The 16,965-nt window shown below is 69.7% G+C and carries 13 protein-coding genes, 2 tRNA genes and 1 pseudogene; 7 read left to right on the top strand and 9 right to left on the bottom strand.

From position 1 onward, the window contains the following. Positions 1-101: 101 nt before the first annotated feature. From G6R24_RS24480 to G6R24_RS09715, 6 genes and pseudogenes are all read right to left on the bottom strand, one after another. Entirely contained in the window at positions 102-431 is a 330-nt protein-coding gene (locus G6R24_RS24480) for an NAD(P)-binding domain-containing protein (RefSeq protein WP_476695811.1), read from the bottom strand. Between the two features lie 154 nt (positions 432-585). Beyond that, a pseudogene (locus G6R24_RS24475) lies at positions 586-798 on the bottom strand (NAD(P)-binding domain-containing protein); the annotation flags it as partial. Positions 799-1,053: 255 nt separating this feature from the next. Further along, complete coding sequence (locus G6R24_RS09730; RefSeq protein ID WP_163548933.1) at positions 1,054-1,599, bottom strand: EF-hand domain-containing protein; 546 nt, start codon at positions 1,597-1,599, stop codon at positions 1,054-1,056. Positions 1,600-1,800: 201 nt separating this feature from the next. Further along, the gene (locus G6R24_RS09725) at positions 1,801-3,279 is read right to left on the bottom strand and encodes an MATE family efflux transporter (protein ID WP_225438333.1); all 1,479 of its coding nucleotides are present in this window, start codon (positions 3,277-3,279) and stop codon (positions 1,801-1,803) included. Positions 3,280-3,429: 150 nt separating this feature from the next. Beyond that, entirely contained in the window at positions 3,430-4,347 is a 918-nt protein-coding gene (locus G6R24_RS09720; protein WP_163548936.1) for a metal ABC transporter solute-binding protein, Zn/Mn family, read from the bottom strand. Between the two features lie 207 nt (positions 4,348-4,554). Then, positions 4,555-5,703 (bottom strand): agmatine deiminase family protein, encoded by a 1,149-nt coding sequence (locus G6R24_RS09715; protein WP_225438332.1) that lies wholly within the window; start codon positions 5,701-5,703, stop codon positions 4,555-4,557. A gap of 115 nt (positions 5,704-5,818) precedes the next feature. On the opposite strand from G6R24_RS09715, the gene G6R24_RS09710 reads away from it, so the two are divergent. Next, entirely contained in the window at positions 5,819-6,844 is a 1,026-nt protein-coding gene (locus G6R24_RS09710; protein ID WP_163548932.1) for a nitrilase-related carbon-nitrogen hydrolase, read from the top strand. Positions 6,845-6,913: 69 nt separating this feature from the next. On the opposite strand, the gene G6R24_RS09705 is transcribed toward G6R24_RS09710, so the two are convergent. The 3 genes from G6R24_RS09705 to G6R24_RS09695 all read right to left on the bottom strand — a co-directional run bounded on the left by G6R24_RS09705 (position 6,914) and on the right by G6R24_RS09695 (position 12,664). Continuing rightward, positions 6,914-7,708, bottom strand: a complete 795-nt coding sequence (locus G6R24_RS09705) for a hypothetical protein (protein ID WP_225438331.1) — start codon at positions 7,706-7,708, stop codon at positions 6,914-6,916. 164 nt (positions 7,709-7,872) lie between these two features. Next, positions 7,873-11,700: a methionine synthase gene (gene metH, locus G6R24_RS09700; protein WP_163548931.1), complete on the bottom strand. Its 3,828-nt coding sequence runs from the start codon at positions 11,698-11,700 to the stop codon at positions 7,873-7,875. Between the two features lie 238 nt (positions 11,701-11,938). Then, positions 11,939-12,664: a histidine phosphatase family protein gene (locus tag G6R24_RS09695; protein WP_163548930.1), complete on the bottom strand. Its 726-nt coding sequence runs from the start codon at positions 12,662-12,664 to the stop codon at positions 11,939-11,941. 317 nt (positions 12,665-12,981) lie between these two features. Here G6R24_RS09695 and G6R24_RS09690 point away from each other — a divergent pair. The 6 genes from G6R24_RS09690 to G6R24_RS09665 form a co-directional block, all read left to right on the top strand. Continuing rightward, positions 12,982-13,056, top strand: a tRNA-Asp gene (locus G6R24_RS09690). A 52-nt stretch (positions 13,057-13,108) separates the two neighbouring features. Then, positions 13,109-13,182: transfer RNA gene (locus tag G6R24_RS09685), tRNA-Phe, on the top strand. 203 nt (positions 13,183-13,385) lie between these two features. Beyond that, positions 13,386-14,486: a saccharopine dehydrogenase family protein gene (locus G6R24_RS09680; protein WP_163548929.1), complete on the top strand. Its 1,101-nt coding sequence runs from the start codon at positions 13,386-13,388 to the stop codon at positions 14,484-14,486. Between the two features lie 217 nt (positions 14,487-14,703). Then, positions 14,704-15,093 (top strand): alpha/beta hydrolase family protein, encoded by a 390-nt coding sequence (locus tag G6R24_RS09675; RefSeq protein ID WP_175084593.1) that lies wholly within the window; start codon positions 14,704-14,706, stop codon positions 15,091-15,093. Between the two features lie 866 nt (positions 15,094-15,959). Continuing rightward, entirely contained in the window at positions 15,960-16,643 is a 684-nt protein-coding gene (locus tag G6R24_RS09670) for a nucleotide exchange factor GrpE (RefSeq protein WP_163548928.1), read from the top strand. A gap of 27 nt (positions 16,644-16,670) precedes the next feature. Continuing rightward, the coding region (locus G6R24_RS09665; protein ID WP_163548927.1) for a GmrSD restriction endonuclease domain-containing protein at positions 16,671-16,965 on the top strand (295 nt) is incomplete at its 3' end.

The raw sequence follows: 16,965 nt of genomic DNA, 5'->3' as shown, positions 1-16,965 counted from the left end.
GGCACTAAGGCCCGTCCCACGGCGGACGTGGGCGGGTGCGCCGCCCACGTCCGCACGGGGCTGGGGCTCGCGCGGACGGCCTTCGATCCGGACCGTCCCGCTCAGGCGGTCGTGTCGGCGTAGCGGCGGGCGGCCGCGAGCTTGGGACGGATCTCGTCGGGGCCGACGCCGGTGCGGGGCGGGCCGGCGAAACCGTCGGGGCCGATGTAGAGGCCGGCATAGGCGGCGGTGTCCCGCTGGTAGCGCCATCCTTCGGCGAGCGGGCCGGCGTCGAAGGCGTTGTAGCCGATGTCGTCGAGGAAGCCGGTGACCGTCTTCTTGGCGTCGTCGCCGTCGCCGGCGATCAGCAGCGAGGTGCGTTCCGGCGAGCCTGCGGGACGAGCCAGTTCCAGCAGGTGCTTGAAGTAGATGTTGTTGAACGCCTTGACCACGTCGGACGTGGGCAGGTGCGCGGCGAGCAGCTCGCTGGTCGTCGTCGACTCGTCCTCGAGCTCGGGGATCGTGCCGTCGCGGTCCGGGTAGTAAGTTGTTGGTGTCGATGACCACCTTGCCGGCGAGCGGCTCCACCGGGACGGCCCGGTAGGCGTGCAGCGGAACGCTCACGAGCACGAGGTCGCCCGCGGCGGCGGCCTCGGTGGACGTGGCGGCGCGGGCGCGCGGACCCAGCTCGGCGACCAGATCCGCGAGGGTCTCCGGGCCGCGCGAGTTGGACAGGACCACGTCGTAGCCGGCGTTGACCGCCAGGCGCGCGACTGTTCCGCCGATGTTTCCGCTGCCGATGAGGCCGAGTGTTGTCATGTCAGGGCTAACTTCGAGTAGTCCGATCGACATTCCAGGTTTCGCGAGATCACCGGCCATGCGGTTGCGCTGTGCGCGGAACATCCCGAGATGACCGGATGGACGGCGGTGACCCGCGGGTGCAGGGCGGGCGTGTCCGGTCAGGCCCGGTGTCCGGTCGGGCCCGGTGCCCCGTCAGACCTGGTGTCCGGTCAGGTCCGGTGTCCCGTCAGACCTGGTGTCCGGTCAGGTCCGGTGTCCCGTCAAGCCTGGTGGCTACGCCACACCGAAGTAGCGGGCGCCGGGCAGGTCCCAGTCGGAGGAGTAGTAGAACTCCCGCCACGAACGGACGAACTCGTGTCGGCTGATCACGCCGTCGCCGTCGGAGTCCAACCGGTCGAAGATCTCGTAGCCGTTCTTCGGATCGATCTCCCAGACCTTGAGGTAACGGCCGAACTCGTCCTTGCTGATGGCGCCGTCGCCATCGCGGTCGAGGGCGTCGAAGATGGTGTGGGCGAGGCCCTCGACCAGGTTGAAGCGGCTGGTGTCCAGGGTCAGCAGGCGTACGGCCTGAATAAACTCGTCCTTGTTCAGGCGGTCGGTTCCGTCCGAATGGCGCAGGAGCTCGAGCCAGTAGTGCTGGTGGGTGACCCACAGGCTCCGGGCCTCACGCGAGTCCTTGTTGAGCTCGAAACCGGACAGGTACCTGTCGAGGAGGCGTTCGTAGTCACCCCACTCGATGACGCCGTCATTGTTTGTGTCAACCGCCTGGAAAAGCTTCTCGAAGCGTACGTCCTGCGGCTTGGTTCCGGTGGTCGCCATAACAAACCCCTTTCGCGTGGAAAACGGGTGGCGCGAAGCCGTGGATCACATCTTGTGGATGCTCGTCCGGCCGGCTCCGTAATGGCAGTCTAGCCACGTCGATGAGTGCTGCAAGTCGACAGTGACGGCTATCCTGGTACCCGTCGAGTATTCGGTGTCAAACATTCGTGGCGGGTGAGAATGAGCCGTGGCGGCGTGGTTCTACCGGCGGGCGCCGAGACGCACCTGGCGGTGCAGGTGGTACAGCCAGGGCGGAATGGTCGCCCAGTAGACGATGATGTTGCCGATCACCACGCCTCGGGCGCCGCCGAGGAGCAGACCGATCAACGGGCAGGCGAGCAGGAACGGGACGAACGCCAGGTTGATCCAGAAGGTCAGCCTGGTCCGGCCGAACGCGTACAGCACCGCCGCCGGGCCTACCGCGAGGCACGGGCCGGCCTGGGCGATGACGGCCAGCAGCAGCAGCTGGTGGGTCTCGGCCCAGGTGTCGCCGAGCAGGGCGGCGCCGAAGCCGTCCGGCAGGACGACGAACGCCAGCCCCCACAGCGTGCTCGAGACGACCACCAGCCCGCTGACCAGGTAGGCGCCGCGCAGCACGGTCTGGGCCGGCAGGTGCTTGCGCCGGGAGAACTCCGGGATCGAGAAACTCATCAGCGCGACGGCGAGATTCGTGGTGGGCGCGAGCAGTGTCTGCAGGCCACGTAGCGCACCGACCAGCGAGGTGGAGCCGACCGCGCCGATGACCAGGGTGGAGGTCTGCGCTGCGCCCTGAAGGGAGAGGAACTCGGCGGTCATGAACCCGGTGGTCTCGCGGTGGCCGGTGAACCAGGCCCACGCTCGCCGGGGCTGCGGCCACCCCTGGTGCTGCAACACGCCGACCTGCGCCGCGACCGCCGCGGCCATCCCCCAGACCAGCACCATCGTCGCCGACCCGCCGAAACCGCCCGGTGCGACCGTCGCCAGCAGCCACAGCCCGGCACCGAGCACCGCCGCCCACACCAGGTCGTTCGCCACGGCGAGCAGGGGCCGCCCCTGGGCGAACGACGCGTAGCGCCAGGCGTCCTGCACCAGCAGCGCCGGCATGATCACGCCCATCGCGGCCAGGTTCGTGCCGACCGTCCCACCCATCCCGACGCCGACCAGCATCAGCAGCACCCCGACGGCGGCCCCGAGCACGAGCGCCGTGCCGGCCGCCTGGCGCACCGCCGAGCGGAACGCGCCGAGTGGGACGTCCGCGTAGCTGATGCCCAGCGGCGCGGTCGCCGCCGCCCGGGACAGGCCCACGACCATGGCGAAAATCGTGTAGGCGATGGCGAACGCGCCGAACTCGGTCGGGTCCACCCGGCGGGCGATAACGAAGTTGATCGCCGCGTTGGTCCCGCTGGACACGACCTGTTCGAACACCGTCCACAGCGCGTTGACCCGGCTTCCCCCACGGCCGCGGCGCGCCCGTGCCTCGACTGGCGGCCGATCGGCACCGTCTGGAGATGTGTTCACCGCCTGGTCGGGTTCCGTCACGGGGAGCGGGTCGACGATCTCCAACGCGTCCGCCGGGATGGTGGGACGCCGAGCGGTCGCGGCGACGCGGGTGGTCCGGCGATCCCGAGGGATGATCAGCAGCGGCAGCGTGATCGCGTCCCGTAGGACGTGGTCCTGTTCGGGCCGCGTGTCGTCATCCACGTGAGATACCTCGAGCCGGTGTCGGATCCTCCCGGCGGATGACATGGCCGTGCGCAACTCCGCGCGGCGCTGCCCCGTTCCGCCCATGCCACTTATAACTCTACCGTCACGTAAGTGTTATCTGCCGGAGGCTCGTGGGCGTGTCGTCACTTAACGCAGCGCTATGACTATCGTACGTGTGTTGTGTTCTTCCATGCGAAGGTAGGTGTCACCGTCCGAACCGGCCGGTCCGAGTGAGTCACCGTAGAGCGAGTCCTCGCCGGCCTCGACGCGCACCCCCGCCTCGTCCGCGATGGTCTGCGCGGTGCGCCGCGGCAGCGACGACTCGGAGAAGACCGCCTTCGTCCCCGTCCGCCGGATCCGTTCGACGAGCTTCCTGATGTTGCTGCCGGACAGCTCCGCGGACGTGTCGAAGCTCGGAATGATCGACCCGACGAAGGTCAGCCCGTAACGCTCGACGTAGTAGCCGAACGCGTCGTGATTGGTGACCAGCTTGCGGTTGGCCACGGGGATCGTGGCGATCTGACGGCAGATGTCCGCGTCCAGCGCGTCGAGCTGGGCGTCGTAGGCCACCCGGTTCGCGTGGAACCGCGCCGCCGCGGACGGCTCCGCCTGGGCGAGTCCCCGTTCGATGTCCGCCACCATGATCTTGACGTTGAGCGGGTTGTGCCAGATGTGCGGATCGCCGGCCTTCTCCTCGTCGCCCTGACCGGCCCGAATCCGCACTCCGTCGCTCGCGTTGACCCGCACCCCGTCGAAACCGGAGGCGTCGATCGTGTCCTCGAGCCAGCTCTCCAGCCCCACACCGTTCTGGACGAGCACCTTCGCGTCCCCGATCGCCGCGAGATCGGCCGGGGCCGGCTCGTAGTCGTGCGGATCGACGCCTGGCCGCACGATCTGGGTCACCGTGACGCGGTCACCGCCGACCGTCCGGGTGAAGTCCGCCACCTGGCTGGTCGTCGCCACCACCGGCAGCCGCCCGTCCTTCCCCTCGGACGACCCCCCGGCGCCGCCCGACCCGCAGCCGACCAGGGCCAGGCCGGCGACCAGCGGGGTCAGCGCCACCAGCCGTATGCCCGCCCGCGGCGCCCGCCGTCGAGCGCGGTCCCGGTCCCGGCCGCGGTCGTCGACGCCGCCGTGGTCGTGGTGGGCGCCATGCGGGCGGCGGGTGATCGCGGGGAGTGGGGAGTCGGGCACGTCATCCTCATCAGCGCAGGTGGGACCGACACGGGTCGGGTCGGGCAGCACTAATGAAAACGATTTTCGATATGGTTGTCAACAGGACGGCTGCTGTTGGGTGATGCAGTGCACTCCGCCGCCGTTCGTGAAGATCACCCGGGCGTCCACCGGTTCGACCCGGCGGGACGGGTAGAGCCGGCCGAGCAGGTCGAGCGCGTCGGCATCCTGTGGGTCCTCGAAGGTCCCGGCCACCACGACCCCGTTCGCGACGTAGTAGTTCAGATACGAGTAGCCGGCCGGCTCCCCGTCGACCTCCAGCACGCGTGGCGCCGTGATCTCGACGACGTCGAACGGCCGGCCGGCCGCGTCCCGACTGGCGCGCAGCAGAGCGGCGAGTTCCCGGCTGGTCTCATGGTCGGGATGGGCCGGGTCCGGCTGATGATGCACAGCGACGAGCCCCGGTCGCACGAACGCCGCCACCACGTCGACATGCCCGCGGGTACCGAACCGGTCGTAGTCACGGGCCAGCCCCCGCGGCAGCCAGATCGCGTGGCTCGTACCGAGCTGCGCGTGCACTTCCGCCTCGACGCGGGCCCGGTCCCAGCCGGGATTGCGCCGAGGGTCGCATTGCACCGTCTCGGTGAGCAGCACCGTACCCGCCCCGTCCACGGCGATGCCGCCGCCCTCGTTCGTCAGCGCGCAGGACCGCACCGCCGCACCGGCGAGCTCGGCGATCGAGCCCGCCAGCTGACGGTCCGCGTCCCATGAGGCCCATTCCTGCGCCCCCCAGCCGTTGAACGTCCAGTCGACCGCACCGAGCGTGCCCTCCCCGCCGCAGCGACGCCCGTTCCCGCCGGGCGGCTGTGGAAGGTCGACGGTGAAGGTGGGACCGGTGTCGCGGACCCAGGCATCGTCGAGAGGACGTTCGACCACCGTCACCGGTCCCGGCGCGAGGCCGCGCGCGGCGGCGGCGTCGGCCCCGGGCCGGGCGATCAGGATGACCGGCTCGTACCGGCTGATCGTCCTCGCCACCGTCGCCCAGACCACCCGGGCCTGGGTGAGACCGGGGGAGTCCACCGGGCCGAACGTGGCGTTCGGCGGCGGGAAGGCCATCCAGGTTCGCCGATGCGGCTCCCACTCCGCCGGCATCCGACGCCGGACCAGTCCGCCGCCCGCCCCACCGGCCGCCGCCGTCGAGCGGCCAGCTGGCCTGGCCTCATCCGTGTCCTCAGAGGAAGCGATCACACTCCGTATTCTGACGCCCGCAGGTATCCGGACCGCTCCCGCCCCGCCCGCCTCGCCTCGCCCGCCTCGGCCCGCGTGGTCTCTGGTCGGCTGCCTGACGTGAGACGATGCGCCGATGCTGACGATCACCAGCATCGGCGTGCCGGACTCACCCGCCCGAACCAGCGCCCCGGTGCGGGAGCCGCTACGGATCGGGGCTGTGCAGCACCGCTGGCATCCGGACCCGGTCGAGCACGTCGCGGCGCTGCGGGCCGGCGCCGTCACCGCCGCCAACCTCGGTGCCAGGCTGGTCTGCTTCCAGGAACTGACGCTGTCCCGCTACTTCGCCGATACGCCACCATCCGAGCGCGGTGCGCCGGGTGGCGGGCCTGACCACGGGGACGGCGGCGGTGGTCGGCCGGTGGCCCTGGCGGAACGGATCGAGGACGGCCCGACGCGCGTCCTGGCCACCCAGCTCGCCACGGAACTGGGCATCGCCGTGCACATGTCGCTCTATGAGCGGGCCGATGCCGATGTCGATGCCGGCCTGGACGGCGGTGGCGACGGGCTCGGGTTCAACACCGCGATCGTCGTCGGCCCGGACGGCACACTGCTCGCCCGCACCCGCAAGCTGCACATCCCCGTCACCGCCGGCTATCACGAGGATCGTTACTTCCGTCCCGGCCCGGCGGCCGGCGCCGACAGCTTCCCCGTACTCACCGTGGACGATGCCCGTCTCGGCTTCCCCACCTGCTGGGACCAGTGGTTCCCCGAACTCGCCCGCGCCTACGGCCTGGCCGGCGCGGACGTCCTCGTCTACCCGACGGCGATCGGTTCCGAGCCGGATCATCCCGCGTTCGACACCGAACCGCTGTGGCGCACGGTCATCGTGGGCAGCGGCATCGCCAACGGGACGTTCATGGTCGCCGTCAACCGGATCGGCTGTGAGGGCAGCCTGACGTTCTACGGTAGTTCGTTCATCAGCGACCCCTATGGCCGCGTTCTCGTGCGCGCGCCCAGGGACAGCCCGGCCGTCCTGGTCGCCGACCTCGACCTCGACCAGCGCCGCGACTGGCTCACGCTCTTCCCCTTCTTCACCACCCGCCGCCCCGACACCTACACCCCCCTGACCGTCCCCCGCTCTGACCGATCCCCGTCCTGACCCGGCAACCACCTGTCTCCGCAGGTACTGGACGGTCAACAGGTACGGGACGGGAAGCGGGAAACGAGGTCAGGCGCCGTCCGGGTCGTGGGCGAGGGCGGCGAGTGCCTTGGCGTAGCGCGTGGCGCAGTACGGCGTCGGATGGATGAAGTCGATGACGCAGGGGCGGCCGTCCAGTGTGGTGTTGAATCCCAGCGACGGATGGATCGCCCGTGCGGCCTGCTCGGAATAGCGCACCGCATGGCCGCCGAAAGCGCCGGCCAGCTGTCTGTACATCTCGTTCAGTCGGCCGCTACCGAGCATCGCTCCGGGCTGTGCCGATGCGGGTGAGGAAATGTCGACCTGTCGGTCGGCATTGTTCACCAGCGAGGGCAGGGCCGCCGCCAGAACCACCCTGGTCACCCCATGGCCGAGATACCAGCGGATCTGGCTGGTGAGTTCGGTGCGGTACTCGACGATCAGCGAGGTCCCGAGCAGCTGGCGCGGGTTGTTGCCGTTCCAGTTCAGCACCACCGTGCGGGGCCTGCCGGCTGACCTGAGATCACTCGCGAGTAACGGCGAGGACGTCCCGTCGAACACCTCGGGTGAAAGCCCGGGATACCCGATCAGCCGCACGGCACCGGCCATCCCGCTGGACCGGGCCCTGACTCCATCGGTGACGCTGATGCCCGCGGGGGCACCGGCTGCCCCGCCCCCCGCTGCCCCGACCCCCTCGGCACCGCCCGCGGCGCGGGCCGCGAGTGCCACGACCGAATCCCCGACGACCAGCGCCGGCGCGGAGGTACCTGTGCCGTCACCGCCGGTGTGTCGGCTCACGAGCACCGCGGTGACCAGCAGGACGATCACGATCAGGACCGTGACCACCAGGGTCGTCCACGAGCCCCCGCTCAGGGACGGGCGGTGCCCGCGAGAGGCGCTGCGCGACGGGAGCGGGTGCACAGCATGCGGAATACCCGCTACCTCACGTGATCATCCGGTTCGTCTGCGGCGACGGCTGTGCGGGGACGGCGCGGGATCGCGGGGTGAGGTCAGTCGGGGTCGTAGGCGAGGTTGGGGCGCAGCCAGCGCTCGGTCTCGGCGATGTCGAGGCCGCGGCGGCGAGCGTAGTCCGCGATCTGGTCGCGGCCGAGGCGTCCGACGGTGAAGTACGTCGAGGCGGGGTTCGCGAAGATCAGGCCACTGACGGCGGACGCGGGGGTCATCGCGAACGACTCGGTGAGGGCCAGACCGGCGGAACGGGCGTCGAGCAGGTCGAACAGCCCCTGCTTCTCGCTGTGGTCGGGGCTCGCCGGGTAGCCGAAGGCCGGGCGGATGCCGCGGAACCGCTCGGCGTGCAGATCCTCGATGTCGGGTTCGACGTCGGGCTCGAACCACTCGCGGCGGGCGGCCAGATGGACGTGCTCGGCGAAGGCCTCGGCGAGACGGTCCGCGAGCGCCTTCACCATGATCGAACGGTAGTCGTCCTGCTCGGCCTCGAACTGGGCGGCGAGGACGTCCGCGCCGTGGATGGCGACCGCGAAGGCACCGAGATGATCGCCGGAACCGGCCGGGGCCACGTAGTCGGCGAGGCTGCGGTTGGGTCGTCCGGTGGGCTTCTTGGTCTGCTGGCGCAGCATCGGGAACCGTATCTGACCGGCGGCATCGACACCGGCGGCACCGGCGGCCTCGACGTCGAGGATGATGTCGTCGCCGTCGGAGTGGGCGGGCCAGAAGCCGTAGACGCCCCGCGCGGTCAGGCCGCCGTCCTTGATGATGCGGTCGAGCAGGACGTTCGCCTCGTCGAACAGGTCGCGGGCGACCGGCTGCTTCAGGATCGCCGGGTACTTGCCCTTGAGTTCCCAGGCGAGGAAGAAGAACTGCCAGTCGATCAGCTCACGCAGGGTGGCGAGTTCCGGGGTGACCGTGCGCAGGCCGGTGAAGGCGGGGACGGGCAGCCCGGTGAAGTCGATCCGCTCCCGGTTGTCGCGGGCCTGGTCGAAGGTGAGCAGCGGCTGCGAGCGGCGGTTCTCGTGCTGCTCGCGCAGCCGGGCCTGCTCGTCGCGGTTGGCCTCGTCGAGGGTGATGGCGCGCTCGGAGTCGAGCAGGTCGGAGACCACCCCGACGACTCGGGACGCGTCCAGGACGTGCACCGTGGTGGCCTCGTAGGCAGGGGCGATGCGCACGGCGGTGTGCTGGCGTGAGGTGGTGGCGCCGCCGATGAGCAGGGGGAGGCGCAGACCACGACGCTGCATCTCGGCGGCGACGGCGACCATTTCGTCGAGCGACGGGGTGATCAGGCCGGACAGGCCGATCGCGTCGGCGTTCTCGGCGACGGCGGTGTCCAGGATGACCTTGGCGGGGACCATCACGCCGAGGTCGATGACCTCGTAGTTGTTGCAGCCCAGCACCACGCCGACGATGTTCTTGCCGATGTCGTGCACGTCGCCCTTGACGGTCGCCATCACGATCCTGCCGTTGCCCTGGCGGGTACGCGTCGGCGTGTCGGCGGCGGCGACCTCACCCCGGGCCTCGGCGGCCTCGGCGGCGGCCGCGGCCTCGGCGGCGAGCTGCGCCTTCTCCGCCTCCATGAACGGTTCCAGGTAGGCGACGGAGCGCTTCATCACCCGGGCGCTCTTGACGACCTGCGGGAGGAACATCTTCCCCGCGCCGAACAGGTCACCGACGATCTTCATGCCGTCCATCAGCGGGCCCTCGATGACATCGAGGGGACGGGCGGCGCTGGCGCGGGCCTCCTCGGTGTCGACCTCGATGAAGTCGACGATGCCCTGGACCAGAGCGTGCGAGAGGCGCGCCGCGACCGGCGCCTCACGCCAGGACAGGTCGATGACTCGCTGGGTGCCCTTGCCACTGACCGTCGCCGCGTACGAGACGAGCCGGTCGGTGGCGTCCTCGCGCCGGTCGAACAGCACGTCCTCGACGAGTTCGAGCAGTTCGGCGGGGATGTTCTCGTAGACGGCGAGCTGGCCCGCGTTGACGATGCCCATGTCGAGCCCGGCCCGGACCGCGTGCAGCAGGAACGCCGAGTGCATCGCCTCGCGGACGATGTCGTTGCCGCGGAAGGAGAACGACAGGTTCGAGATGCCGCCGGAGATCCGCACTCCCGGGCAGCGCTGCTTGATCAGCGGCAGGGCGTCGAGGAACGCCTTGGCGTAGCCGTTGTGCTCGGCGATGCCGGTGGCCACGGCCAGCACGTTCGGGTCGAAGATGATGTCCTGGGCGGGGAAGCCGGCCCGCTCGGTGAGCAGGTCGTACGCGTGACCGCAGATCGAGACCTTGCGCTCGGTGGTGTCGGCCTGGCCCTGTTCGTCGAAGGCCATGACGACGGCGCCGGCGCCGAAGTCGCGGATGCGCCGGGCATGCTCGAGGAAGACCTCCTCGCCTTCCTTCAGGCTGATCGAGTTGACCACACCCTTGCCCTGGACGCAGCGCAGCCCCGCTTCCAGCACGCTCCAGCGCGAGCTGTCGATCATGATGGGCAGCCGGGCGGCCTCGGGCTCGGTGGCCAGCAGGTTCAGGAAGGTCGTCATCGCCTGCTCGCTGTCGAGCAGGTCGGCGTCCATGTTGACGTCGAGCAGGTTCGCCCCGCCCCGCACCTGCTCGAGCGCGACGTCGATGGCCGCCTGGTAGTTGTCGCTCTCGACGAGCCGGCGGAACTTCGCCGAACCGGTGACGTTCGTCCGCTCACCGATCATGACGAACCCGGTGTCCGCGCCGATCTCGAACGTCTCCAGGCCGCTGAACCGCGTGTGCGGATCGGCGGCGGGGACCTCGCGCGGCGCCGCGGCGCGCACCGCGCTGGCGATCCTGGCGATGTGCGCCGGAGTCGTCCCGCAGCAGCCGCCGACAATGTTGACCATGCCCTCGGCGGCGAACTCGCCGATCAGACGCCCCGCTTCCTCGGGGGTCTGGTCGTAGCCGCCGAAGGCGTTGGGCAGGCCCGCGTTCGGATGGCAGGCCGTGTAGGTGCCGGCGATCCGCGACAGGGCTTCGACGTGCGGGCGCATCTCGTCCGCGCCCAGCGAGCAGTTCACGCCCACGACCAGCGGGTTCGCATGGGCGATGGAGTTCCAGAACGCCTCGACCGTCTGCCCCGACAGCGTCCGTCCGGACAGGTCGACGATCGTCACCGAGATCCACAGCGGCAGCTGCGGCGCGGCCTCGCGGGCCGCGGCGATCGCGGCCTTCGCGTTCAACGTGTCGAAGATCGTCTCGATCAGCAGCAGATCCACCCCGCCCTCGGCGAGGGCACTGATCTGCTCCGCGTACGACGCCTTGACCTGCTCGAACGTCACCGCCCGGTAGGCCGGGTCGGTCACCCGCGGCGACAGCGACAACGTCACGTTCAGCGGCCCGATCGACCCGGCGACGAACCGCCCACCGGCCTCGTCCGCCGCCTGCCGGGCGAGCCGCGCCCCGGCGATGTTCATCTCCCGCACCAGCGGCTCCAGGCCGTAGTCGGCCTGGCCGATGCTCGTCGCGGTGAACGTGTTCGTGGTGGTGATGTCGGCGCCGGCGGCGAGATACTGCCGATGGACGTCGAGGATCACGTCCGGCCCGGTCAGGTTCAGCAGGTCCGGGTCGCCGGCCACATCCTTGGGATGGTCCTTCAGCGACTCGAGCTGGTAGTCCGCCGGCGTGAGCCCCGCGTTCTGCAGCATGGTGCCCCACGCGCCGTCGAGCACGACCACCCGCTGCCCCAGCAGCTCCCGCAGCCGTGCCTCACTGTCGGTGGCCGGGATCACGTTCGTCTGGTCGGCGCCGTCGTGGCCACGCTGCGCCGGCGCGCTGCCGCTGCTCCGCGCTGCCACCTGCCCCGTGGTCTCGGCCTCTTCGTGGACGGACGTGGAACCGGCCATGCGACACCTCCCTGTCGTGGGAGGCGCCCTTCCGAGTGCTACGGGCCGAGCGTGGCGGACCTGGGCCCGTTGCAGCGCCTCTCGACCTGAGGGTAACGATACCCCGCCCAGTTGATCATCCTGGCCCGCCTCATGCCACCCCGTCCCGCATCGCGACCGGTTCCGCGGAACCGCCGTGGACGCGACGGACAGGGGACGGACGGACCTGGCGGTTGACCAGCCAGCGCTGGTGGACTGGTCAGTGCTGGTGGTCGGCGCGGGCGCTGGACAGGTGGGTGACGGTGTTGAACTCGGCGAGGGTGAGCCGTCCGTCATGGCGGGTGAACCGGGTGATGCCCGCGTTGCGAATGCCACCGGCGGCGCTGATGCGGTCGAGGTCGTCGAAGGAGAGACCCTCGATGATCTGGCGCAGCACGACGACCACCGCGTCGTGGGCGACGATCAGGACACGCCGGTGGGGATGGTTGGCGTGCAGGTCCGCGAGCAGGGAACTCAGCCGGGCCGCGACATCGGGGAAGTTCTCCCCGCCGCCGGGCGGCCGGTACAACCAGGTGCCCTCGGCGCGCCACTGGGCGGCCTGCGCCGGGAACCTCGCCTCGATCGCGAGCCCGGTGGTCATCTCCCAGTCGCCGAGCAGCCGATCGACCAGGCGGTCGTCGAACCTCGGCGTGGGTAGCAGTACCCCGTCACGCTCCGCGGCGTCGGCGGCGATCTCGTATGTGCGCCGCGCTCGCAGGTAAGGCGAACAGAGGACGACATCAGGTGGGCGGATGGCGGGAGGCTCCGCGGCGAGCGCACGCCCGAGGGCCGCGGCCTGGGCCCGCCCGAGCGCGGTGAGCGGGACGTCGGCGTCCCGGCTGGTGATGCCCGTCTCCAACCGGCCGGCCGCCTGGGCCGCCGGGAAAACGACGTTGGACAGGCTCTGCCCGTGACGCACCGCTGTCAGCTCCGCGATCAGGACCATCACCCCACTGTGTCCCGATCCCGCGAGATGTCCCGGTTTTCCTGAGAGAAGGATGCCACGGATGGCGACGTAGCGCTGCCAAATCGCGACACAGTGAGACCGATCGGGCGGAGGTCGCTCCCGTTCGCCGTGGTGTGGCCTGGCGGCGGGTGTCGGGTGGTTGGCCACGGCGAGCGTTGGGCAAGATTCCCTCGATGTCATCGGCTCCGCGCGTGCCGGCATCGTGTAGCATGACCTCCAGATCCTGGCGAGGTGCACCACGAAGCCCCGTTCATGGTCAGTTTTATGGTCAACATGTGAATAGTGCGATCATGCTTGGTCCCGTGGTGAAGTCTGGAGTTCACGCCGCCCTGTCAAGGCGGAGGTCGCGGGTTCGAATCCCGTCGGGACCGCGTTCGTATGGTCGGAGCAGGTAGTCCGACCGCACGGCACACGGCACGTTTGGGGCAGGTAGCTCAGTCGGTACGAGCGTCCGCCTGAAAAGTGGAAGGTCGGCGGTTCGACCCCGCCCCTGCCCACCCACATAAGCATGGCAGGACAGAAGCCACCGGGCGGCCCCGGTGGCTTCTTTGGTTTCGGGTGGGCCCATGCTCGTCACGCCGATGCTCACTATCATCAGACTCGTGGACATTGACTCAGCGTCACCATTGCGTGTCCCGGTGGATCTGCCCGGCGCACTCGCGGATCGGGTCTGTTCGCCGCTGACGGGGCGGTCCCGCTGATGGCCGGGCGGACAGTCGTCTTCGGCGCGACCGGGTACACCGGGGAGCTGGTGGCCCGAGCACTTGTGGGTCGGGGGCAGCGGCCCGTGCTGGCCGCCAGGTCGGGTGAGCGTCTTGAACGTCTCGCCGGGGAACTGGGCGGCCTGCCGACCGAGATCGCCGACGTCACGCGGCCGGAGTCCGTTCGGGCGCTGGTGGAACGCGGCGATGTGCTCGTCTCGACGGTCGGCCCGTTCCTGCGCTGGGGTATTCCGGCGATCGAGGCGGCGGTGGACGCCGGGGCGCATTATCTCGACTCGACCGGCGAACCGGATTTCATCCGTCGGGCATTCGAACAGTACGGCCCGTCGGCGCGGCGAAACGGCTCCGCTCTGCTCACCGCCTTCGGTTTCGACTGGGTACCCGGTAACCTCGCGGCGGCTCTGGCTCTGGCCGAGGCCGGACCGGAAGCGGTACGGGTCGAGGTCGGATACCTGTCGTTGGGCGGGGCGGGCCGCAGCGGAGGCACGCGGGCCAGCTCGGCGGACGCCCTGCTGGCGCCGTCGTTCGCCTTCCGGGGCGGCCGGCTGAGGGCGGAACGTGGCGGTGCGCGGGCCCGCCAGGTCGATTTCGGGTCGGGGCAGCTGCGGTGGGCGCTCAGCATCGGTGGCTCGGAGCACTTTGCTCTGCCGGCGCTTCATCCGACCCTGCGTGACGTTGACGTGTTTCTCGTGGCGGCCGATCCGAAGGTCACCCGGGCGCTGCCCGCGCTCTCGGTCGTCCTGTCCACCATGACCAGGGTTCCCCCGCTGCGCGCAGGACTGCGGTCGCTGGTGCGGCGCAGGGTGACCGGCTCGACCGGCGGCCCCGACGCGGCGGCCAGAGCGGGCAGCGGCGCGGTCGTGGTGGCCGAGGCGTTCTCCCCATCCGGCAAGGTCCTGCGGCGGGTGCGGTTGGAGGGAGTCAATCCCTACACCTTCACCGGCGAGATCATGGCCTGGGGCGCGCAGACGCTCGCCGCCGGCGGAGCCAGGCGCACCGGGGCACTCGGACCGGTGGAGGCGTTTGGGCTGGACGAACTGCGGGCGGGCGTCCGCTCGGCCGGCATGGACCTGGCCTGACCCGACAGGCACGGCCGTTGGTACCAACTCACACGGCCTGGATCCGTGGATGCGGAGCAAAGACCCTGCGGGGTGTCACACCCGCGTGCCAGAACCTGCTGGCATCCGAACCGCAGGCACCGTGGGCGACGCTCACCCGCAGTCAGCTGATGACCGCCCGGACGTTGGGCGGCAGGGCCGGGACCGGCGGCACCACGGGTGGCGATTACCTGGCCGGATGCGTCCCCGCGACGTGATCCGCGGCGCCGCGCTGCTCAGCGGCGTCTACGACCTCGAACCACTACGGCACACCTACGTCGGCGACCAACTCGGGCTCACCGCAGCCGAAGCCGCCCGCAACAGCCCCATCCGTCACGTAGAGGCCGGCGCTCCACCGCTGATCGTCGCCCGCGGTGACAACGAGACGGCCGCCTTCGCCCAGCAGCACCGACAGTTCGTCTCGGCCCTGACCGAAGTCGGAACGTCCGTCACCGACCTCGTGGTACCCGACCGGAACCACTTCGACCTGCCCCTGGGCATCGGCGATCCCCTGACATCGCTGGGCAACGCCGTCCTTGCCCAGCTGGGACTTCTCTCACCACCCGGGCATCCGGGCGCCGGGAACTGAGTTTCCGGGCCGGCCGCCGGGCCCGGCGCGGTCGGCCCAGAAAGCTCCCAGGTAACTTTTCGTGACATTTCGCAAATGACCCCAGGTGGGGCACGAGCTCTTTAATCTGTTGTCCGGCAGAGTTTCCGTCGAACGTACGGGTGCGGTGTGCGCACCCGTAGCAAACCCCTCTGCGTACAACGGGAACTGTCGCCGTCCCGCCGGTTGCCTGGCGGACCGCCGGGAGCCGGACCACAGCCTCGGTCAACCCGATCGGGCTGTGCCGCACGACCTCCGCGAGCCCTCCCGATCGTTCGGCGACTTCCTTGATCGGCGCCTCATCGGCCCGGCGCAACCTGCTGATCTCCACCCGCCGTCGCCGCAGCAGCGACCCAGAGCCGGCTAGAACGTACGGCTCCTCGCCGCGTCGCCCGAGAGGCTGACAAGGGGAGGTTCGCACGCTACCAACCCGGCGAGCCTGTGCCAGTGCTGGTTCCGCTCGCCTCCTGGAACCCTGATGATCAGAGCCTTGACGCCTGGTCGGAGACCCAGATCCTGCGAGAGCACGCGCACCTGACCGCCGTTGACGCCGGGGCGACCCCGACCGACGAGGTCGCTGGCTGGCAGGTCGCTGAGGATCTCGGCCAAGCCCCTGAACAGAGCCCGATTGGTACATAATAGTTCATTATTAATGATATGCCACCCTTGGCCACGGAGATGATTAATAGTGAGGAAGGGGGCTCGCGGTCTGTCCGTTTCCTTTATTTTTTGGGGTGCGATGGCTTGTCGCGCTGCCGGATCCTGGTGGTGTCGCAGTCGGATTGCGCGTTCACTGACGTTTCTGTCGAATTTTGGTTGATCATGATTTCTGTCGGGGTGGGGTCTTTATGGACGATAGGATTCTCGCAAAGCAGTTCGCCGACGATTCTGGATCGGTCTTCGTGGAGGTGATCAAGCGTGCCCGCGGTCCAGTGAGATTGCAGGAGATAAGAGCCGTGCTTACTGCCGCTGGTGTGCGGTCCGAGGACGTGACCCGGCAGTGGAATCGCCTGCGCCCGCTGTTTCGGGCGCATCCGCACATCTCGAAGCCGAAACCGGCGCTGTACGAATGGTCGCCGGTCGCGCATCCCTCGCGCGCCTCCCTTGTGGCGCTGTCGGCGTACGCGGGCCGGCGCGGCCCGGCCTGGCTGGTACGGGCGTACACCGATAACATCGCCGACAGCCTTGCGCGGGCGGAGACGACCGGCCCGCGGACCCAGATCGGCTGGTCCGAGCAGCGGGACCAGGAGAAGGCCGCGCTGCTCGCTGGGCTGGTCGGTACCGTCGACGAATTGGCCGCTGAGGGTCACTCGGCCCACGACATCGTGAGCTGGCTAGCGCAAGAAGCCGGCCGCGGCCACCTCACCGCCATCGGCCACGTCGGCGAGCAGGCCGCGTTCGACCCCGACCTGCACGACTTCAGCGGGCCGGACGGACACCGCCCGGGCCAGGTGGTCCGGGTGGTGCGGCCGGGCTATTCGTGGTCCGGCGGCAGTCGCCCGGTAGTCGTAGCCAAAGCGCTCGTCGCATGACGGTGCCAGTGCACGGCTGGCGCCGCCGTGGTGGAGCCGGGTGACCCGGTGGTGCGGCTTCCTGACTCCCCGAAACCCATCGTGTCGCCGAAAGCGATCACCGTTCTAGAGCTCTTCGATGGGCGCTCGTACCATCTCGACTCCTTCCAGCGGACCTACGCCTGGGAGCTCCCACAGATCGATCAGCTCATCGATGATCTGGCCCACAGATTTCAGCGACAGTGGGACGAGACACATACCGAGGACGATGTCAGGTACTACGATCCCTATTTCCTCGGTTCCATCATCACCTACCGGCGAGGTGACCAGACCTATCTGGCCT

Source organism: Candidatus Frankia nodulisporulans, from assembly GCF_902806475.1.
Taxonomy (GTDB): domain Bacteria; phylum Actinomycetota; class Actinomycetes; order Frankiales; family Frankiaceae; genus Frankia; species Frankia umida.
The sequence above is the reverse complement of the archived record's forward strand: the minus strand, read 5'-3'. Positions and strand labels throughout refer to the sequence as shown.

What these genes read in the sequence shown, in the direction of transcription:
- G6R24_RS09675 (WP_175084593.1), top strand. Translation starts at nt 14,704, where the DNA reads ATGCGTCCCCGCGACGTGATCCGCGGCGCCGCGCTGCTCAGCGGCGTC.
- G6R24_RS09670 (WP_163548928.1), top strand. Translation starts at nt 15,960, where the DNA reads ATGGACGATAGGATTCTCGCAAAGCAGTTCGCCGACGATTCTGGATCG.
- G6R24_RS09710 (WP_163548932.1), top strand. Translation starts at nt 5,819, where the DNA reads ATGCTGACGATCACCAGCATCGGCGTGCCGGACTCACCCGCCCGAACC.
- G6R24_RS09680 (WP_163548929.1), top strand. Translation starts at nt 13,386, where the DNA reads ATGGCCGGGCGGACAGTCGTCTTCGGCGCGACCGGGTACACCGGGGAG.
- G6R24_RS09695 (WP_163548930.1), bottom strand. Translation starts at nt 12,664, where the DNA reads ATGGTCCTGATCGCGGAGCTGACAGCGGTGCGTCACGGGCAGAGCCTG.
- G6R24_RS09730 (WP_163548933.1), bottom strand. Translation starts at nt 1,599, where the DNA reads ATGGCGACCACCGGAACCAAGCCGCAGGACGTACGCTTCGAGAAGCTT.
- metH (WP_163548931.1), bottom strand. Translation starts at nt 11,700, where the DNA reads ATGGCCGGTTCCACGTCCGTCCACGAAGAGGCCGAGACCACGGGGCAG.